The organism is Streptomyces sp. iso_384 (genome assembly GCF_056172905.1).
The window spans coordinates 6,850,207-6,871,120 of record NZ_JBWBTT010000001.1; the positions used below are offsets into that span (position 1 = coordinate 6,850,207).

10 protein-coding genes and 1 pseudogene are annotated in these 20,914 nt (G+C 72.9%); 1 reads left to right on the forward strand and 10 read right to left on the reverse strand.

The features are described from left to right. Nucleotides 1-45: 45 nt before the first annotated feature. The gene (gene guaA / locus AC0VY3_RS30625) at nt 46-1,632 is read right to left on the reverse strand and encodes a glutamine-hydrolyzing GMP synthase (protein WP_006126969.1); all 1,587 of its coding nucleotides are present in this window, start codon (nt 1,630-1,632) and stop codon (nt 46-48) included. Nucleotides 1,633-1,963: 331 nt separating this feature from the next. Between guaA and AC0VY3_RS30630 the strand changes: the two genes are divergently transcribed. Beyond that, entirely contained in the window at nt 1,964-2,266 is a 303-nt protein-coding gene (locus AC0VY3_RS30630) for a chorismate mutase (protein WP_475551077.1), read from the forward strand. Between the two features lie 369 nt (nt 2,267-2,635). Here AC0VY3_RS30630 and AC0VY3_RS30635 read toward each other — a convergent pair whose 3' ends face one another. From AC0VY3_RS30635 to AC0VY3_RS30675, 9 genes and pseudogenes are all read right to left on the reverse strand, one after another. Continuing rightward, the gene (locus AC0VY3_RS30635; RefSeq protein WP_475551078.1) at nt 2,636-4,393 is read right to left on the reverse strand and encodes a peptidase; all 1,758 of its coding nucleotides are present in this window, start codon (nt 4,391-4,393) and stop codon (nt 2,636-2,638) included. Nucleotides 4,394-4,532: 139 nt separating this feature from the next. Continuing rightward, a complete protein-coding gene (locus AC0VY3_RS30640) occupies nt 4,533-6,425 on the reverse strand; it encodes a GMC oxidoreductase (RefSeq protein WP_475551079.1) in 1,893 nt (630 codons plus the stop codon). A 48-nt stretch (nt 6,426-6,473) separates the two neighbouring features. Then, complete coding sequence (locus AC0VY3_RS30645) at nt 6,474-8,090, reverse strand: succinic semialdehyde dehydrogenase (RefSeq protein ID WP_475551080.1); 1,617 nt, start codon at nt 8,088-8,090, stop codon at nt 6,474-6,476. Between the two features lie 200 nt (nt 8,091-8,290). After that, nucleotides 8,291-9,733, reverse strand: a pseudogene (locus AC0VY3_RS30650) (serine/threonine-protein kinase). A 252-nt stretch (nt 9,734-9,985) separates the two neighbouring features. Beyond that, the gene (locus AC0VY3_RS30655) at nt 9,986-11,704 is read right to left on the reverse strand and encodes a serine/threonine-protein kinase (RefSeq protein WP_475551081.1); all 1,719 of its coding nucleotides are present in this window, start codon (nt 11,702-11,704) and stop codon (nt 9,986-9,988) included. Between the two features lie 144 nt (nt 11,705-11,848). After that, the gene (locus tag AC0VY3_RS30660) at nt 11,849-14,956 is read right to left on the reverse strand and encodes a protein kinase (protein WP_475551082.1); all 3,108 of its coding nucleotides are present in this window, start codon (nt 14,954-14,956) and stop codon (nt 11,849-11,851) included. A 211-nt stretch (nt 14,957-15,167) separates the two neighbouring features. Continuing rightward, nucleotides 15,168-17,294 (reverse strand): serine/threonine-protein kinase, encoded by a 2,127-nt coding sequence (locus AC0VY3_RS30665; RefSeq protein WP_475551083.1) that lies wholly within the window; start codon nt 17,292-17,294, stop codon nt 15,168-15,170. Nucleotides 17,295-17,843: 549 nt separating this feature from the next. Then, nucleotides 17,844-19,052 carry an IS701 family transposase gene (locus tag AC0VY3_RS30670; RefSeq protein ID WP_475551084.1) on the reverse strand — a complete coding sequence of 403 codons (1,209 nt, stop codon included), beginning with the start codon at nt 19,050-19,052 and terminating at the stop codon, nt 17,844-17,846. Between the two features lie 54 nt (nt 19,053-19,106). Further along, nucleotides 19,107-20,813 carry a glycerol-3-phosphate dehydrogenase/oxidase gene (locus AC0VY3_RS30675; protein WP_103509699.1) on the reverse strand — a complete coding sequence of 569 codons (1,707 nt, stop codon included), beginning with the start codon at nt 20,811-20,813 and terminating at the stop codon, nt 19,107-19,109. Nucleotides 20,814-20,914: the final 101 nt, after the last annotated feature.

Consider the following 20,914-nt stretch of genomic DNA (forward strand, 5'->3'; position numbering starts at 1 on the left):
GGCGTTGACCTGGGGGCGCCGGGGTACAGCCGAGCCCGGGAGGGGTCACTCCCACTCGATGGTCCCCGGCGGCTTGCTCGTCACGTCGAGGACGACGCGGTTGACGTCGGCGACCTCGTTGGTGATGCGGGTGGAGATCTTCGCCAGCGTCTCGTACGGCAGGCGCGACCAGTCGGCCGTCATGGCGTCCTCGGAGGAGACCGGGCGCAGCACGATCGGGTGGCCGTAGGTGCGGCCGTCGCCCTGGACGCCGACCGAGCGGACGTCGGCGAGGAGGACCACCGGGCACTGCCAGATGTCGCGGTCCAGGCCGGCCGCCGTCAGCTCCTCGCGGGCGATGGCGTCGGCCTCGCGGAGCAGGTCCAGGCGGTCCTTGGTGACCTCGCCGACGATGCGGATGCCGAGGCCGGGGCCGGGGAACGGCTGGCGCTGGACGATCTCCTCGGGGAGGCCCAGCTCTTGGCCGACCATCCGGACCTCGTCCTTGAACAGCTGACGCAGCGGCTCGACGAGCTGGAACTCGATGTCGTCGGGGAGGCCGCCGACGTTGTGGTGGGACTTGATGTTGGCGGTGCCGGTGCCGCCGCCGGACTCGACCACGTCCGGGTAGAGCGTGCCCTGGACGAGGAAGGCGACCTCGGGGCCCTCCTCCTGGAGGATCTCCAGCTGGGCCTGCTCGAAGACGCGGATGAACTCGCGGCCGATGATCTTCCGCTTCTGCTCGGGGTCGGAGACCCCGGCCAGCGCGTCCAGGAAGCGCTTCTCGGCGTCGACCACCTTCAGCTTCGCGCCGGTCGCGGCGACGAAGTCCTTCTCGACCTGCTCGGTCTCGCCCTTGCGCATCAGACCGTGGTCGACGTACACGCAGGTGAGCTGGGAGCCGATGGCCTTCTGGACGAGGGCCGCGGCGACCGCGGAGTCCACGCCGCCGGAGAGGCCGCAGATGGCGCGCTTGTCGCCGACCTGCTCGCGGATGAGGGCGACCTGCTCCTCGACCACGTTGGTGGTGGTCCAGTTCGGCTCGATGCCCGCGCCGCGGTAGAGGAAGTGCTCCAGGACCTGCTGGCCGTGGGTGGAGTGCAGGACCTCGGGGTGGTACTGGACGCCGTAGAGCTTCTTCTCGTCGTTCTCGAAGGCGGCGACCGGGACCACGTCGGTGGAGGCGGTGACCGTGAAGCCCTCGGGCGCGGCCGAGCAGGCGTCGCCGTGCGACATCCACACCGGCTGCTCGGTGGGCGTGCCCTCGAAGAGCGTCGAGCCCGCCTTGGTGACGTGCAGCGGGGTACGGCCGTACTCACGGGCCCCGTTGTCGTCGACCGTGCCGCCGAGCGTGGTGGCCATCAGCTGGAAGCCGTAGCACATGCCGAAGACGGGCACCCCGGCCTCGAAGAGCGAGCGGTCCAGGGACGGCGCGCCCTCCGCGTACACCGACGAGGGGCCGCCGGACAGGATGATCGCGCGCGGGTTCTTGGCCAGCATCTCCGCCACCGGCATGGTGGACGGGACGATCTCGCTGTAGACCCGGGCCTCACGGACGCGGCGGGCGATGAGCTGGGCGTACTGCGCGCCGAAGTCGACGACGAGGACCACGTCGGCCGTGGCGTCGGGGGCGGCGGGGGGTGCTGCTGGCACGGGGCGGCCTTCCGGCGGTGGTGAAGGGGGTCGGTTCTTCCGATTCTACCGGCCGTGCGCACACCCTCCGCCGGGCCGGGCGCGGGGCTCCGCGTCTCAGGATCCGGGCGCCGTTTTGTCGGGGCAGCCGGAGCGGGGCCATACTGTGCCCATGCGTCAGCACACGATCTTCGTCTTTACCTATGGCATCCGGCCCGCCGGCTGCCATGGTCGTGCTGCTTGAGCCACTGACAAGCAACGTTCCAGGCGCCCCGGGCCATCAGGCCCGGGGCGTTCTGCGTATCCGGGCCCGTTCGCCCCGGGTGGCCTCCGACCATCAGGAGTCACCACCATGAGCAGCACCACCGCCGCCACGGACACCACCACGGCCACCGGCGCCCACACCGACGAGGCCGCCGCCCTGATCGGCGGCGCCCGTGAGCGCATCGACGCCCTCGACGACCGGATCATCGGCCTCGTCCAGGAACGGATGGCCGTCTCGGCGGTGATCCAGCAGGCCCGGATCACCTCCGGCGGCCGCCGGGTCAACCTCTCCCGCGAGACGGCCGTGCTCGGCCACTACAGGGACGCGCTGGGCAAGCCGGGCACCGCGCTGGCGATGACGCTCCTGGAGCTGTGCCGCGGCCGGGTGTGAGGGCCCCGGAAGACCCTCCGCGGGAACGGTTCTCCGCCTGCCGGACAGGGGCCGTATCTGCGTTCGGGCCCCGTCTCACCCGTACGGCGCGTGACCGGGGGCGCGGTGCCTTCGTTGGTCCTGATGTCCGTGCCAACCAGGGGCGGCATCGGCAGGAAACCACGCGTGGCTCCGCCGGGAAGTGTGACGTACCGCAGGTGCGTCGTGGGACCACGACCCGGCGTACGTGACCGGTCCGCAGGGGACAGCAGCCCGGTCACCCCATATGCGGCCGGGCCCGGGGACGCCCGGGCCGGCCGCATCGGAACGTATCGGCGGAGGCCTGTTCCCTCCTCCGCCCCCTCCGCATCGCTCCCCGTCGGTCGGGCGTCAGATGTGCTGCGCGGCGGACCGTCGCCGTGCCGCCGTGAACAGCAGCAGGCCCACCGCCAGCGCCGCGGCCGCCGTGCCCGAGGCGATCAGCGCGATCGACCCCGTCGAGGCGAGGCCGCCGCCGGAGCCGCCCGTCGTACCCGCCGCGCCGCCGCCGGACGTGGTGGAGGTGGAGGCCGAGGGGCCGGAGGTGCCGGACGGGCTCTCCGCCGGGTCCGGGGCGGAGGTCGGCGGGGTGGACGGCTCGCCGGAGCCACCGTCACCGCCGGCCGTCGCACCGCCGGAGTCGGAGCCGTCGCCCTCACCGTTCAGGATCAGGTAGGCCGTGTTGTTGGCGGGCTTCGGGTCGAACGGAAGCTTCGGGTTCTGCAGCCAGGTGTTGCGTACGGTCACCGCGCCGCTCGCGCCGACCATGGCCTTGTCGACCCGCAGCTCGAAGGGCAGGTCGAGGCCCGCCCCGTCCCGTACGGTCATCGAGGTGTTGCAGACGTAGCGCGGCGCGGGGCTGTTCTGGTCCTCGCGGTACTTTCCGTCGGCCGTCACCGCGCGGCAGCGCTCCGGCTTCGACGTGACCGACGCGCCCTGGGGGACGGTGAAGTCGACGGTGGCGACGTCCTCGCCGGAGCGGATGTGGCCGATCCACGCCGGGCCCTCGTTGCGGAAGCCGATGTCGGCCTTGACCGTGGAGCCCTCGGGTCCGGCCACCTGGTCGCCGTACGCCACGAAGTCGGCCGTGTTCTCCGTACGGAAGTCGGCCTCCTGCTGGTTGTCGTACGGGTCGAGGTCAGTGCTCCTCGCCGCGGCGCCCTTCTTCGCCGGAACCGCCTTCAGCACGCCGCCGGCGCCCCGCTCGAAGGGGGCGCCCGCTCGCTGGGCGGTGCGCTGGGCGGCGCTGTCCTCGTGGATGCCGTAGAGGAAGGTGTCGTAGTAGGCGCGCTCGGTGGCCTCCAGCGTCAGCGGGGTGGCCAGCGTGTACGTCGCGCCCGCCTCGAAGGCTCCTTCGACGGAGCAGAGCGCCGTGGTCCAGCCGAAGTCGGGCAGGTCCGGGTCGTCCACGGTGTACTCGCAGTTGGAGTAGCGCTGCGGAATGTCCAGGCCGCGCGAGTACCGCAGCGTGAGGAGGACGCCGTCGGCGTCCCGGGTGCCGCGGTTGGCGAAGGTGATCGGGGCCTGCTGCTTCTCGCCCGGGGTCAGCTCCGTCTTGAACGGCAGCCGCTCCATCACGAGGTCGGGGCCGCCGACCGTGAGCCGGGTGGTGAACGGCGTGAAGGTGGCGCCGTCCGCCTGGCCGGTCACCGTGATCGTGCCGGTGTCGCCGTTCTCGCTGCCGTCGGCGGCGGTGACGACGAGGTCGGCCGCGCCCTGGAGGCCGGGCCAGATGCCCCAGTCCTCGCAGACGGCCTTCGTACCGGTGACCTTGCAGTCCGGGCTCGACTCGCCGTCGAACTTCACGTCGGCGACGCCCGCGACGCCGCTGAGGTCGAAGGTGAGGGTGAAGGCGCCGCCGAAGCCGCCGTTCTCCTCGTCATCGGACGGGTTGTTGAGGGTGATCCCGACCGTGGACGACTTCGGCTTGCCGCTCTCCGGGTACGGGTGCAGGGCGGTCTCGGCCGGGCCGCCCAGCGTGAACACCGGCGTGTCCGCGGCCTGTGCCGGGGCGGCCGCCCCGGCGAGCGAGGCCGCGGCCAGCAGACCGGCGGCGGCGAACGAGCCGGCTGCGCGGTGCAGCACGGTTCTCGGGGAACAGCTTTTCATCTGGGACCTCTGGTACTCGGCAAGGAGCTGTGTGGCTGCTGTGACAGTTGTCGCGGTACGGGTTCGACCGCGCAGCTCCCCGAACAGTTGCCCTCCCCAAGATCACGGATTGGGTACGGTCATGGACGACGGGGCACGGTCACGGACGGGGGACGGGGGTGTTCCCTACGCCCTTGACATCCTTCCCGGCCTCCGTCGTCCCCTTCGGCGGCACCACGGGCAGGCCCAGGAACGGCAGCTTCAGCGCGCCGAACGCCTCCTCGGGCACGGCGGGCGCGAGCGGTTCGACGGGGGCGAGCCGCTCGTAGGCCGCGTCCTGCTCCGGGCGCGGGTCCGCCTCGCCCTTGTTGGGCCACAGCGACATCGCGCGCTCGGCCTGGGCGGTGATGGTCAGCGAGGGGTTGACGCCGAGGTTGGCGGAGACCGCGGAGCCGTCGACGACGCTGATGCCGGGGTGGCCGTAGAGGCGGTGGTACGGGTCGATGACACCCTCCTCCGCGCTCGCGCCGATCGGGCAGCCGCCGAGGAAGTGGGCGGTGAGCGGGGTGCCCATCAGCTCGCCGACGTTGGACCCGGCGAAGCCGTTGATCTCCTCGGCCAGCAGGGTGGCGCTGCGGGTGGCCTCAGGTATCTGGGTCGGGTTGGGCGCGCCGTGGCCCTGGCGGGCGGTGAGCAGGCCCTTCCCGATGCCGCCCGGTTTGCGGTACGTGGTCAGGGAGTTGTCCAGCGACTGCATGACCAGGCCGATGATGGTGCGCTCGGACCAGCGGCGGTTGGAGAGCGAACGGGCGGCGAGGGTGGGGTGCTTGACCATGTTGGCGAGCCAGCCGCGCACCCGGTGGGCCCCGTAGGGGACCTGGAGGATCGACATCGCGCCCATGGCGTTGGAGCCCTTGCCGTAGCGGACGGGCTCGATGTGGGTGTTGTCGTCGGGGTGGATCGAGGAGGTGATCGCGACGCCCTGCGAGAAGTCGGCCCTGGCGATGCCGTGCTTCTTCCGGTAGCGGCGGTCGCTGGTCTGGGAGCCGACCAGCGCCTCGGAGTTGGTACGGGTCAGCTCGCCGAGCTTCGCGGAGAGCCGGGGCAGCAGGCCGCGGTCCTTCATGGTGTGCAGCAGGGTCTGGGTGCCGTACGTGCCGGCCGCGACGACGACCTTGCGGGCCCGCAGCTTCGTGGGCTTCGCCCTGCGGCGGTCGGTGGGGACGGTGAGGACCCGGTAGCCGCCCTCGGGGTCGTCGGTGATCCCGACGACGGAGGTCATCGGGTGGATGACCGCTCCGGCCTTCTCGGCGAGGTGGAGGTAGTTCTCGTTGAGGGTGTTCTTCGCGCCGTGGCGGCAGCCGGTCATGCATTCGCCGCACTCGGTGCAGGCCTTGCGGGCGGGGCCCGCCCCGCCGAAGTACGGGTCGGGGACGGTGGAGCCGGGCTTGGCCTTCGCCGTGCCGTCGGCGTCCTTGCCGTCGCCGAAGAAGACGCCGACCGGGGCCAGGTGGAAGGTGTCGCCGACGCCCATCGCCTCGGCGGCGGACTTTAGGTGGATGTCGGAGGGGGTCATGGTCGGGTTGAGGCGGACCCCGAGCATCCGGCGGGCCTGGTCGTAGTACGGCTTCAGCTCGTCCTGCCAGTCGGTGATCGAGGCCCACTGGCGGTCCTCGAAGAAGGGGGCGGGCGGCACGTACAGCGTGTTGGCGTAGTTGAGCGATCCGCCGCCGACCCCGGCCCCGGCGAGCACCATGACCTTGCCGAGGAGGTGGACGCGCTGGATGCCGAAGAGGCCGAGCGCCGGGGCCCAGAGGTAGTTCTTCAGGTCCCAGGAGGTCTTGGGGAGCGTGCCGGGGGTGAAGCGGCGGCCCGCCTCCAGGATGCCGACGCGGTAACCCTTCTCGGTGAGCCGAAGCGCCGACACCGCGCCGCCGAAGCCCGAGCCGACGACCAGGACGTCGTAGTCGTACGCGGCGTCGTCCTCGGCCGGGACGGGGATCGCCGGAATCCGGCTCGCGGCCTGTTTCTGGGCAGGGCTGTCCTGGGACATGGCACTCCTCGGAACGGAATCAGTACGAAAAGGACGTGCTGCGCTGTCTCAGCGCAGCCGGAACGCCTTCATCGCCTTGAGGCTGCGGGTCATGAACGCGGCGTACTTCTCGTCGTCCATCCCGAAGGCGGGCGCGAGCGGGATCAGCCGCTGCTGGGCGACGGTCTGGGCCTCGGTGTACTTGAGGATGCCCTCGGAGCCGTGCCGCCGGCCGAGACCGGACTCCTTCATGCCGCCCATCGGGGACTGGACGCTGCCGTAGGCGGGGGCGTACCCCTCGTTGATGTTGACGGTGCCGGTGCGCAGCCGGGCGGCGACCTGGTGGCCGCGCCGGGAGTCGGTGGTCCAGACGCTGGAGTTGAGGCCGTACGGGGTGGCGTTGGCCTGGGCGATCACCTCGTCCTCGCCGCTGAAGCGGTAGATGGCGACGACCGGCCCGAAGGTCTCCTCGGTGCAGACGGACATCGGCGCTTCCACGCCGTCGAGGATGGTCGGCTCGTAGAAGAGCGGGCCGATGTCGGGGCGGGCGACGCCGCCGGCGACGAGGGTCGCGCCCTTCTCGACGGCCTCGTCGACGTGCTGGGTGACGGTCTCCAGCTGGCGTTCGCCGACGAGGGAGCCCATGTCGGCCCCGTACGCGAGGGCGTTGCCGAGCCGCATGGCCCTGGTCCGGGTGGCGAAGCGCTGTACGAAGTCGTCGGCGATCGACTCGTGGACGTACAGCCGCTCGATGGAGATGCAGAGCTGACCGGCGGAGGAGAAGCAGGCACGGACGGCGCCCGCCGCGGCCTTCTCCACGTCGGCGTCCTTCAGGACGAGCATGGCGTTCTTGCCGCCGAGCTCCAGGGAGACGCCGACCAGCCGGGAGGCCGCGCCGACGGCGACCTCGCGGCCGGTGCGGGTGGAGCCGGTGAAGGAGACGTAGTCGGCGCGGCTGACGACCTCGGGGCCGACGACCGGGCCCTCGCCGAGGACGACCTGGAAGACCTCGGCGGGCAGTCCGGCCTCGATCAGCAGGTCGCGGGCCCACAGGGCGGTGAGCGCGGTCTCGGTGTCGGGCTTCATCACGACGGCGTTGCCGGAGACGAAGGCGGGCAGGGCGTCGCCGACGGAGAGTTCGAGCGGGTAGTTCCAGGGGGCGATCTGGCCGACGACGCCGCGCGGCTGGCGCAGCTCGGTGACCTTGGTGAGGGTCGGGACGACGCCGGTGTGGCGGCGGGGCTTGAGGTAGGAGGCGGCCTTGCGCCCGTAGTGGCGGGCGGCGACGGCGACGGCCTGCACCTCCTCGTGGGCGTGCAGGCGGGCCTTGCCGGTCTCCAGCTGGATGAGGTCGAGGACCTCGGACTGGCGGCTGAGGACGAGGTCGTGGAAGCGCAGCAGGACGGCGGCCCGCTGCCGTACGGGGACGGCGGCCCAGACGGGCTGGGCGGCGCGGGCCCGGTCGAAGGCGGTGGCCACGTCCTCGGGGGTGGACTCGGGCAGGTCGGCCAGCTTCTCCCCGGTGAAGGGGGTGTGGTTGGCGGTGCGGCCCGACCCGACGACGCCCCGGGTCAGCTGGGCGATCACCTCGGGGGTGACCACGTCGGCGGCGGTGCGCACACCGGCGGGGGCGACCGCCACGGGGTTCGTACCGAGAGGGGCGTCAGGGGCCTGCGAGTCCGTCATGAGGCCGAGAGTATGTCCAGCCGAAGCCTTTGGGTACCCGTGGGTAACAGTTTTTCACAGGACCCGCCACCCCCGTCCGACGCCGACCCTGAACGAGCCAGTGATCGCTGGCGACATAACCGCTGATCAGTGGCTATACGGCCGACCGCCCAGCGGCGTCCGGTGCGGGAGGCCCGGGGAGCGTGAATTTTCCGGCGCCCTCAGGGGGCGTGGATCTTCAGCCCCTCGGTGACCTCGGTGAAGATCGCGTCGCCGTCCTTCGCCGCCTGCCTCTTCGCGGGCATCCGCACCCGCACGTGCCAGTAGGGGTCGCTCTCCTTCTCGCCGGGGGATCAGCAGCTCCCGGAAGCGGTAGCGCACGGGGTCGTCGCCGGAGGAGGCGTAGGGGGTGAACTCGGTGCTCATCTCGACCGCCTTGCGCCCCTGGTGCGTGGCGTCCTTGTACGTGACGGAAGCGTCCACCATCTGGGTGGTGTTCGCCCCGCCCTTCTCGTAGTACGCCTCGCGGGCCGCCGCGCCGGCCCCGGGGTTGTCGTCGGTGGTGTCGTCGCTCTCCGGGGCGCGGTGCCAGAAGGCGATCTCGAAGACGCCGCTGGGGTCCGCGTACCAGACCAGTTCGCCGTCGTCGTCCTGGACCCGCTTGTACTCCTCCGGCACGGCCACGTCCGCCGACAGGACCTCGTTCTCCGGCCGGATCTGCCAGTTCTCGGGCGATCCGTCGCTCGCGAACGGGTTCAGCAGGACCAGCACGAGTGCGACGACCACCGCCAGCGCCCCGCCGCCGAGGGCGAACCGGGCGACGCGGTTGCGGTGCAGCACCGGCGGCACCCACTTGCTGCCGCCGCCACCGCCCGCCGGGACCGCTCCGCAGGGGGAGGTCACCGGCGCCGGGGCCGGGGCGGCCAGCTGCTGGAGCGTCCGGGGGACCTCGGCGGCCGACGGGCGCGCGGCCGGGTCCTTGCGGAGCAGCTGCATCACGAGCGTGCCGAACGCGCCCGTGCCGCGGGCGGGCACCTGCGGCTCGGCGGACAGCACGGCCTGGAGGGTGGCCGGGGTGTGCGAGCGGCGGTACGGGGACATCCCCTCGACCGCCGCGTACAGCACGACGCCCAGCGACCACAGGTCCGACTCCGGCCCGGGGCGCTGTCCGAGGACTCGCTCCGGCGCGATGTACTCGGGCGAGCCGACGAACGCGCCGGTCTCGGTGAGCTGCTGTTCGCCCTCGACCTGGGCGATCCCGAAGTCGGTGAGGACGACCCGGTCGCCGGTGCCGAGCATGACGTTGTCCGGCTTGACGTCCCGGTGCAGGATGCCGATCGCATGGGCGGCCGTCAGGGCGTCGAGGACCGCGAGACCGATCCTGGCCGCCTCGCGGGGTCCAGGGCGCCTTCCTGGAGGCGGTCTCCGAGCGACGGGCCGCGCACCGGCTCCATGACGATCCACGGCTTGCCGTCCTCGATCACCACGTCGTGGACGGTGACGACGGAGGGGTGGTCGATCCGGGCGGCGGCCCGCGCCTCGCGCTGCATGCGCTGGTGCACGGTGCTGTGTTCACGCTCGCCGAGGTGTTCCGGTACGCGCGGTTCCTTGACGGCCACCTCGCGGTCGACGACCTGGTCGTGCGCCCGCCACACCGTGCCCATCCCATGGTCGGGGGCGCTCGCCTGGGCGGTCGGGGAAGGGATGTACGCCGGGGGCGCGGGGTGCTGCGCGCCGGAGCCGCCCGGTGCGTGCGGTGGCTGGAGCCCGTAGCTCGTGGGCTCGTTCGCCCGTCCCCCGTGATCTGTCTTGCGCTCATCCTGGTTCACGCGCCCGGCCGGGCACCACCGGGGGCGGCCGGCGGATGCAGAGCCGTGACCGTACAGCGACCCGGGCCGGGCATCGGGCGCCCGCGGTCACGTCTTCGGGGCGCTCCAGCTGCGCAGCATGATGTCGAACTTCTTCCGGCTGTCCTCCCAGCCCTCCTGCGGGGCGGTGAGATACAGCGCGTACTCGGGGCCGCCGGAGGAGCCGTAGTACATCTGGTCGATGCCGTGCCGGGGTCCTGGATGGTCCTTGGTCTCGTTCCAGGTGAACTCCCAGAGGGCGCCCGGCCGGTCGCGGAAGGTGTTCTTCTCCATCCCGATCCGCTGGTAGCCCGGCAGCCGCCCGGAGAGCTGCTCCTCCATGTTCTCCATATGCAGATACGGATGGTCGAAGTCCGGGTCCGGGTCGACGCTGATGCGGATCCGGTGGGCCCCGCCGTCCGGGGTGTAGTCGATCTGACCGTCCTGGTACTGCCGGGTCCAGCTCTCCGGCACGACCAGGCTGAACCCCGCCGGGTCGTCGACCCGGTGCCAGCCGTCGGGTATCTCCGGTGCCCCCTGGGCGGGGTCGGTGGGCTCCGGGGTGGTCTGCTTCGCGGGCGGGGTACGGCCCGCGGACGTACCGCCGCCCGTTCCGGCGGGGTCGCCCGAGCCGTCCCCGTACTTCATCGCGAACAGCCCGCCCGCGCCGCCGAGGACGGCCGCGGCGACGACCACGACGAGCACCGTGCGCCACCGGGATCCGGCGCGCCGGGTCACCGGGGCGGAGGCGGGGCCGGTGACCGGGTGGGCGTGGTCCGGGCCGGTGGCGGGCGGCGCGGTCGTGGCGGGGGCCGCGCCGGGCAGCCGGGCGGTGGCGCCGTCGGAGGGGCGGGAGCCGTTCGCGCCGCCGGGGCCGTTCGCGTCCGGGTAGCCGTAGCGGGCGTCCTCGCCGAAGCGCCGGGTCGGCACATGCGCCTGGGCCGCGCGGGGTTCGCGGCCCTCCATGGCGTCCAGCAGCATCTGCTCGGTCTCGGCGGCCGTGGGCCGGTCGGCCGGGTCCTTGCGGAGCAGCGCGACGATCACGGCGCCGAGCGGACCGGCGTTGACCGGGGCCGGCGGCTCCTCGGTGACGACGGCCTGCATGGTGGAGATCGGGGAGGTACGGCGGAACGGGGAGGTGCCCTCGACCGCCGTGTACAGCGTCGCGCCCAGCGACCAGAGGTCGGAGGCCGGTCCCGGGTCGCCGCCGCGTACCCGTTCCGGTGCCAGGTAGTCGATGGAGCCGACCAGTTCGCCGGTCCGGGTGATGGTGGAGTCGCCCTCGATCGCGGCGATCCCGAAGTCGGTCAGCAGCACCTGACCGTCGCGGGCCAGCAGGACGTTGCCGGGCTTGACGTCGCGGTGCAGCACCCCGGCCCCGTGGGCGGCGCGCAGGGCGCTCAGCACATGCAGCCCGATGCGGGCCGCCTCGCGCGGGGCGACCTCACCGCTCTCCTTCGCGGCGTCGGCGAGCGAGGGTCCGTCGACGTACTGCATGACGATCCAGGGGCGGTTGTCGTACTCGATCACGTCATGGACGGTGACGACGCCGGGGTGCGTGATGCGCGCAGCCGCCCGCGCCTCCTTCTGCGTCCGGGCGTGCAGGACGAGCCGGTCGGCCTCGGCGACGTACAGCCCGGCGGTCAACTCCTTGACGGCGACGGTGCGGTGCAGCACTTCGTCGTGGGCGCGCCAGACCTTGCCCATGCCGCCCCGGCCCAGGACCTCGCCCAGCCGGTAGCGCCCCGCCAGGACCAGTCCCGCGTCCGTGCCCTGTGATCGATCCACGTGATGTCCCCGCCCCGTTCCTCGGCTTGCCAGATTACGGAGGCGGAACGGAAAGGCGGAACCGGGGATCGCCCACGAGACCGCACTGTGATGGTTGTCGACACCGCACAACGCCCGTGGCGGTGTGGTGACGATGACGTGCGGTCAGGCTCCGACCCGGTACGAGGCGATGGCCTGCTCGTAGATCTCGGTGACCTTGTCGCGGTCGTTCTCCGGCCCGATGACCTGGATGACGTGGTACCTGCCGTCGACGATCATCGCGAGATTACGGACGTACACCTCGCGCCCGCCGCTCTCCTGCCAGGTGAACTGCCCCTCGGCCATGGCCTGCCGCCCGACGTCGACCCGGCGCAGCCCGGAGGAGGAGGACCAGCTGGAGTCGCGGAACGGCTGGAGCTCGGGCTCCTTGTTCCGCTGGTATTCCAGCGGATCGCTGCCGCCCGTCTTCACCGTGTCCCGGCCGGGCACCACGAGCAGGGTGAACCCGTCGCTGCCGTAGCGGATCTGACGGTCCGCGTTGGCGGGGCTGCGCTGCCAGTCCTTCGGTACGCCGACCTCGAAGCCCTCCGCGTCCTTGCGGAGCGTGTAGCCGGAGGCGAGCGCGACGGCCGACCGGCTGGTCTGCGGCTGCTGGGAGCCGGCCTCGGCGGACCCGTCCGACGAGGCGGACGGCTCGGGCTCGCCGGAGGCGGCGGGCGGTGCGGCGGAGCCGGTGGGCGATGCCGGCGCTCCGCTGTCTCCGCCCTCCCCCTGCTTCGGCAGGAACATCACCGCGTACGCGACGGCGGCGGCCATCAGCAGCAGGATCAGGACGAGCAGCAGCCGGCCCAGACTCCGCGGCGACGACGGCCGCTCGCCCCGGCGCGGCGGTTCCCGCAGCACCCGGGGCCCCTTGGGCGCACGCGGCGCACGGGCCGGGCGCTCCTCCTCCCAGGCCTCGACGGGCATCCGCACGGACCGGTCGGGCGGCAGCAACGAGTCGTGGCGGTCATGCTGCTTGCCGCCGCCGCGCTGCTTGGACGGCTGCTGACGCTTCCCCTGCCGGTGCCTTCCGTGCGCTGCGCCGCCGCCGAAACGGCCCCGGCGTCGGCGGACCAGCTCGCCCCGGCGGCGTACGACGGGGAGCCGGGTGGCGTCGGGCGCGGGCAGGGGGACGACATCGGCGCCCGCTTCCGGCTCCGGCGCGGAGCGCACCAGCGAGCGCAGCCAGCCGCGCAACTCCTCGAAGTCCGGCCGCTCCGTCGGGTCCTGGCGCAGCAGCGACTCGACGACGGGCCGCAGCGGGCCGCACTCCTCGGCGAAGGCGGGCGGCTCGCCGCACACCATCTGGACGAGCTCGGCGGCGTTCTCCTCGGGGTAGGGGGCGTGGCCCTGGACGGCGCGGTAGAGCAGCGCGCCGAGCGCCCACAGGTCGGTGGAGGGGCCGATCGGGGGCGCGAGCTGCCAGTTGTCGTGGACCGGGCCCGCCTGCTCGGGGGCCCAGCGCTCGGTGACGGCTCCGACCACGGCGATCCGTGCCTGGCGGGCGCGTTCGGCGGCGAGCGGGGTGGTGGGGCCGCGGTAGACGGCGGGTTCGCCGCCCGCGACGGCGTCCTCCCGGGCCCGGGACGGGGACGGGGCGGTGCGGGCGAGCTGCTTGGGCGCGGGGGCCGGCGGTCCGGGCCGCCGGGAGTCGGCGCGCAGCGCGTCCGCGCCGGAACCGCCGGCGGAGACGGGCCGCCCCGCGCCCGGCCCGTCGTCCCAGGTCCCCGCGAGGTGGACGCGCCGGCCGGACGGCCGGGGGCCCTCTTCGTCGTCCTCGTCGTCCTCGTCGTCGTAGGGGTCGTCGGCGGGGCTGCCCCAGGGGGCGGTCAGCCGGGGTGTGGCGGGGGCTCCGGGGGCCGGGGCAGGGGGCTGGAAGGGGAGGGCGCCGGTGCTGGTGCCGTCGGGGGCGGTGCCGGTGGTGGTGTCGCCGGTGTCCGTGCTCGCGCCCGGGGCCGTGGTGCCCGTGCCGGGTGCGGATCCGGCGCTGTCGGCCTCCGGGGCGGTATCGCCCCCGGGCCGCGGCGACTTCGTGAGGTCGGCCGGGGTGCGGTCGGCCTGCTGCCGGTCCTCGCTGACCCGGGCGGCGGCCCGCGCGCCCGCCCGGTAGGCGGCGATGGCCCCGGCGCGGGCGGCCCGCAACTGGGCGGCGCTCGCGGCGCCCGGCTCGGCGGGCGGTACGGCGGTGTACGGGACGGCGGGGGCGGCCGGGCGCGGGACGATCTCCTGCCCGTCGGCGCGCTGCTCCGGAACGGGTCGGGTCTCGCGGCCCGACGGCAGATCGCTGCGGTCGTCGTCCTGGCCGTCGTCGTCCTGGCCGTCGTCGTACCGATCGTCGTCGCGCCGGCGCGGCGCGTACCCCTGCGGCAGCGGCGGAACGGAAAGCTCCCGGCCCTCGCGACCCTGACCGCCGGCGCTGTCGCTGTCGCTCTCGCCGCTTCCGGGCTCGGCGTACTCCTGGACGGCCGCGTACTCCGCGCCGACCGCATGGCTTTCGACCGCCGCGTGCCCCGCGTACTCCGCGTCCGCTTCGCTCCTGGCCGGTGGCAGCGAATACGCCCCGCCGAGCTCCCTCGGCGGGGCGGGCTCGACGGCCGGGATGCCGTACGTCGTCGGGGCGGCCACCGGGTCGGCGTCGGGCCGCGGTTCGGGCGCGTACCCGCAGAGCGCCTCCTCGGCGGCGCCCGCCGCGAGGCCGGTGAGCATGACGCGGCCGTCGTCGCAGACGAGGACCGTGCGCACGGTGATGTTGCGGTGGGTCCAGCCGTGGGCGTGCAGCACCCGCAGGGCGGTGAGCACGTCGGAGCCGATCTCGGCGGCCCGGTAGGGGTTGAGGGGGCGTTCGGCGAGGAGGGCGGCGAGCGGGCGGGCCGCGACGAGCTCGCTGACTATCCAGAGCGAACCCGCTTCGGCGAACACGTCGAAGACCTGGTCGAGCCGGGGGTGGTCGGGCACCTGGGCGGCGGCCTGCGCGGCCTCGATCGCCCGCCGGACCGCGGGGTCCGTGCTGCGGCGGACCGCCCGCCCGGTGGCACGCCCCGACGCCGAGGTCCCCCCGTCGGCGTCGAGCACCTCCGCGTCGACGATCTCCGGCAACGGCACCTGGCGGACCAGGACTTCCTGGCCGCTGTAGGTGTCGAACGCCCGGGTCTCGGCCAGTTCGTACCCATCGGACGGGGGCAGCGGAAGGCGGTAGCGGTCGGCAAGCACCCGACCCGCGTAGTCGTCCACGACGCCTCCCCAGAGCGCGCTGTTCCCCCGGCCGTCCGAGGTGCACGTATCCGTCAGTTACGGTCATTTGGCGGGCAATTGACCGGTGATTCCGGCTGCGTACGGTCTCCGGCCTCTTACGATACGTGGCAACACGGGCCGACGGGCCGGGTCGCGCCAACCCGGCCCGCACAAACGTTTCACACCGGCCCGGATCGGGCGTGCCCGGCGGTCAGTCCGTGGGCGTGAACGTGGCGAACGCCGTTTCGCGCAGCGTCCGGCACTCGTCGCCGTCCCACTCGTCGATCTTGCAGCTGATCATGATCGAGTAGCCGCGCTTGGCGTCGACCTTGAAGCCTCGGTTGAGCACCCGGACCCGGACGCCGTTGTGGTTGCGCTCGAACGTCCAGTCCGCGACGGTCGGATAGCCGTTGTACTCGACCTTCTTTATGCTGCCGTGCTTGTACCCGTCGCTGAGGACCTTGGCGCTGCCGACGGCCCCGCGCCAGGCGGCCGCCGCGTCGTCCTTGGGCGAGCTGTTGAAGTCGACCTGGACCCGGGGGAAGCTGCCCTGCGCGGCGTTGTAGATGCCGCCGGAGTTGGCGCCCGCGATGCCCGTGCGCTTGAAGTCGCCGGGCATCGCCATGGTGAAGTGGAACCGGGTGTCGGTGACCTTCTCGTAGCCGGCGGGCAGGGAGTCGCCAGCGGCCGGATCGTCGCCCTCGGGGTCGTCGCCCTTCGGGTCGTCGGAGCCCTCGCCGGACGGGTCCTCGGATGCCCGGCCGTCCTCCTTGCCCTGGCCCTCCTTCTGGCCGTCGCCCTTCTCCCCGGCCGAACCGCCGCCGGTGTCGCCCTTGTCGTCGGCGCCACCGGCCGAGGATCCGGCCGACGCGGCGGTGTTGTCCTTGCCGCCCTTGTCCGCGTCGCCGTCGCCGAGGGTGAGCGCGAGGATCGTGCCGAGGATGGCCAGCGCGACGACGGCCGCGATGATCGCGAGGGTGCGGCGGGGCACCACGTCGGTGATCGAGGCACGCGTGGACGCGGGCGGGGCGGGCGGGCGCTGCCCGGGTAGGGAAGCACTCGCCGTCGCCGTGGACTTCGGGGCGCCGACGGGGGCGGCGGGGGTCGCGACGGCTCCCTTCGCGGCTGCCGGGGTGACCGCGCCGGACTGCGCGCCCGAAGTGGAAGTCCCGGGCGGGGACGGCGGCTTGGGCGGGGCGACGGGCGAACCTGTGGCGGCGGCGGCCGGAGAGCTCGCCGACGCCGCGGCCGCGCCCGCCGCGGCTCCCGCCGCCACGGCCGGGGTCTTCGCGTTGCGCACGGAGCGCAGAGCTCCGCGCAGCCGGTCGCGGGCCCCCTCGCCGGACTCGCCCGAGCCGGTGGACTGCTTCGGCGGCTTCGGGGCCTTGGGCTGCTTCGGCGTCCGCTTGACGAGGGGGTCGGCGGCGGGGGCCGGCGGGATGGCCATGATCTGGGTGGAGTCGGCGGGGGCCGGCGCGGGAACGTCGGGAGCGTTGATGACGTCGTTGAGCAACGCCCGTGCTCCGGCGTCGTCGAGGCGCTGCTCGGGGTCCCGGGCGAGCAGCCCGTAGATGACCTCGGTGAGCGGACCGGCGTTCTTGGGCGGGTCGAGCGGTTCGGTCATCACGGCCGTGAGCGTGGCGATGGCCGAGCCCTTGTCGTACGGCGGGCAGCCCTCGACGCTCGCGTACAGCAGTCCGCCGAGCGACCACAGGTCGGCGGGCGGACCCGGCTTGTGACCACGCGCGCGCTCCGGCGAGATGTACGAGGGGGCGCCGACGAGCATGCCGGTGGAGGTGACCGACGGGTCGCCCTCGACCTGGGCGATGCCGAAGTCGGTGAGCACGACGCGCCCGTCCTCGGAGATCAGCACGTTGGACGGCTTCACATCGCGGTGCAGGATGCCCTCGCGGTGCGCCGAGCGCAGCACGTCGAGGATGGCGAGCCCGACCTCGGCGGCCCGCTTCGGCGTCAGCGTGCCGTCCTCGCGGATGGCCTCGGCGAGCGACTTGCCCTCGATCAGCTCCATGACGATCCACGGGCGGTCGTCCTCGTCGACCACGTCGTAGACGGTCACCGCGCTGTTGTTGCGGATCCGTGCGATCGCCTTGGCCTCACGCAGGGTGCGCGTGATCAGCCGGCGCTTCTCCTCCTCGTCGATCGCCGAGGGGAACCGCAGTTCCTTGACCGCGACCGTGCGGCCGAGCGTCTCGTCGTCGGCGCGCCAGACCGTACCCATGCCGCCTCGGCCGAGCACCTCACCGAGCCGGTAGCGCCCCGCGAGGAGACGACCGTTCTTGTCCCGTTGGGGCTCCCGTGACTGCTCCGCCTCCGACATGCGTCCCCTCTGCGATCAACCCGCCCTGGCAGAGCGTTCATTGTCCCTCACCCCGGGACCGGTCCTGGTGCCGGGTCCGGGGTCCGCCGAGCCGCGGCCCGTGGAGGAATCTCCCACAGCCTCCTACCAACCCGGCCTCCCCGTCCAGGCCGGACCGGGCCGCCGCCCCGCCCCACGGGACCGGTGGGGCCCAACTGCCCCGGAGGCAACAGGCGGTGGCCGCCGTCCGGGGCTCCTCGGGCAGACGGGCGCCGAAGAGAGCGCCCCCAGGGCCTTTCGTTCGGATCAGGCCGGATCAGGGAGCGGGGGCCGGTGCGTACAGCTGCAAGGCGGAGGAGGGAGTCACTGCGGAGCATCGGCGACTGACGACAACGCCGCAGATGTACGCACCGGCCCCCGCGAGCCCGGCCTGATCCAAACGACAGACCCTAGTAGGGCTTTGTTAGGTGGTGTCGTAGGGCTGCCATGGGGTGGGTTGTCGGCAGGTGGGGCAGGTTCCGGTCCAGGTGGCCAGTAGGTGTTGGAGGAGGGCCAGGGCCTGGTAGAGGGTCAGGCCCTGGCAGGGGCTTTTGGGGCGGAGCGCTGTTCGGTCAGGAAGAGGTGGGCGGCGGTGACGAGGGTGACGTGGCGGTGCCAGCCGGTGAACGATCGTCCCTCGAAGTGGTCGAGGCCGAGTGTGGTCTTCAGCTCTCGGTAGTCGTGCTCGATGCGCCACCGTAGTTTCGCGAGGCGGACCAGGTCCCGGGCCGGGATGTCGGCCGGCAGGTTGGAGATCCAGTACTTGACCGGCTCGTCCTGGCCTTCGGGCCACTGGGCTATCAGCCACCGCAGTGCGATGACACCGTCCGGGGCGGGTTTGGGGCGGCGGCCGGCGAGGCGGACGCGCAGGAACACGAAGCGGGCGGACATGGCGGCCTTGGATCCTTTGCGCCAGGTGACCGTGACGGCTCGTGCCCGTCCGGCGGCCAGGACGTGTTCGCGCAGGCTGACCGGCCGGGTGCGGTAGCGGGGCAGCGGGCGTGGCCCGAGCCCGGTGTAAGGCGGTGTGCGGGGTTCGGCTGTCTCGGCGTGGGCGGTCATCTCGCCCTTGACCTGCAGGGCATAGGCCAGGCCGCGGTCCTCCAGGCCGTGGCGGAAGTCGGCGTTCGCTCCGTAGCCGGTGTCCGCGACCAGCACCGCCGGCCGCAGTCCGACCGTGGCCAGCTCGTCGAGCATGTCCAGCGCGAGCTGCCACTTCGGCCGGTGACGCGCACCGTCAGGGATGCGGCAGCGGGCCCGACGGTCCGCCGCCTCCGGCCGGTCCCAGCTGCCGGGCAGGAACAGCCGCCAGGACAGCGGGCACGACGCGGTGTCGGACGCGGCGTGGACACTGACCCCGATCTGGCAGTTCCCGACCTTGCCCAGGGTGCCTGAGTACTGGCGGGCCACCCCGGGCGAGGACATTCCGTCCTTCGGGAATCCGGTGTCGTCCACGACCCACACCTGAGGCCTCACCACCGCCACCGCCCGGCGGGCCAACCTGGTGCGGACGGTGTCCACCGGCCAGGTCGACGACGTCATGAACTGCTGCAACTGCTGATGGTCCACACCCAGGCGTCCGGCCATCGGCTGCATCGACTTCCGACGCCCGTCCAGGAGCAAACCCCGCAGATAGAGGCTGCCCTTCACCCGCTGGTCAGCACGCGACAAAGGCGCGAACACCTCCCCGGCAAACTCCTCCAACCGGCCCCTGCACGAAACGAGTTCATCCACCCTCATACCAGCAGGAAACCACCAGAGCGACCGCTTGCCCAGAGACGTAACAAAGCCCTACTAGATCGGCACGATGTCCGGCGCGCCGAGCCGGGCCGCGTCCGCCGTGAGGTCGTCCGGCTGCCGCTGCGATTCGCGCTCGGCCTCCACCCGCTTCTCGTAGTGCTCGACCTCCCGGTCGATCCGCCCCTCGTCCCAGCCCAGCACCGGCGCCATCAGCTCCGCGCAGAGCCGGGCGCTGCGGGTGCCCCGGTCGAAGGTCTCGATGGAGATCCGGGTGCGCCGGGTCAGCACGTCGTCCAGATGGCGGGCGCCCTCGTGGGAGGCCGCGTAGACGATCTCGGCGCGCAGATAGTCGTCGGCGGCGGGCAGCGGTTCACCCAGAACGGGGTCGGCGACGATCAGTTCCAGAATCTCCTCCGTCATTGAGCCGTACCGGTTGAGCAGATGCTCCACCCGGGCGACATGGAGTCCGGTGCGGGCCGCGATCCGGGCGCGCGCGTTCCACAGGGCCTTGTACCCCTCGGCCCCCAGCAGCGGGGTGTCCTCGGTGACGCAGGCGGCGACGCGCTGGTCGAGTCCGTGCACCGCCTCGTCGACCGCGTCCTTGGCCATGACCCGGTACGTCGTGTACTTGCCGCCCGCCACGACGACCAGGCCGGGGGCCGGGTGGGCCACCGTGTGCTCGCGCGACAGCTTGCTGGTGGCGTCCGACTCGCCGGCCAGCAGCGGGCGCAGTCCGGCATAGACGCCCTGGACGTCGTCCCTGGTCAGCGGGGTGTTCAGGACGGAGTTGACGTGTTGGAGCAGGTAGTCGATATCGGCGCTGGAGGCGGCCGGGTGGGCCTTGTCCAGGTCCCAGTCGGTGTCCGTGGTGCCGATGATCCAGTGCCGGCCCCAGGGGATGACGAAGAGGACGGACTTCTCGGTGCGCAGGATGAGGCCGGTCGAGGAGTGGATGCGGTCCTTGGGGACGACCAGGTGGATGCCCTTGGAGGCCCGGACGTGGAACTGTCCGCGCTCACCGATGAGGCCCTGGGTGTCGTCGGTCCACACGCCGGTCGCGTTGACCACCTGCTTGGCCCGGACCTCGTACTCCTCGCCGCTCTCGACGTCCCGTACGAGCGCGCCCACGACCCGTTCGCCCTCGCGGAGGAAGCCGACGACCCGGGCCTGGTTCGCCACCCGGGCGCCGTAGGACGCGGCGGTGCGCACCAGGTCGGTGACGAAGCGGGCGTCGTCCATCTGGGCGTCGTAGTACTGCAGGGCGCCGACGAGGGCGTCCTTCTTCAGCGCGGGGGCGACCCGCAGGGCATGCTTGCGGGAGAGGTGGCGGTGGACGGGGAGGCCCCGGCCATGGCCGGAGGAGACCGACATCGCGTCGTACAGCGCGACGCCGGAGCCGGCGTAGAGCCGCTCCCAGCCCTTGTGCTGCAAGGGGTAGAGGAAGGGCACGGGCCTCACCAGATGCGGGGCGAGCCGCTCCAGGAGCAGCCCGCGCTCCTTGAGGGCCTCTCGGACCAGGGCGAAGTCGAGCATCTCCAGATAGCGCAGGCCGCCGTGGATCAGCTTGCTCGACCTGCTCGATGTGCCGGACGCCCAGTCGCGCGCCTCGACCAGGCCGGTGGAGAGGCCTCTCGTGGCGGCGTCCAGCGCCGTGCCCGCGCCGACCACGCCCGCTCCTACGACCAGCACGTCCAGTTCGCGCTCGGCCATGGCGGCGAGCGCGGCGGTGCGCTCGGCGGGTCCCAGTGTCGCTGTCCTCACTGCTGCCTCCCGGTGGATCGGGGTGGTCGGACACGGGAGTGCCACCCGGCCGAGGGGCCGGCCGCCCGTGTCCACCCCTCGATTCTGTCCGCGCTCCCCGA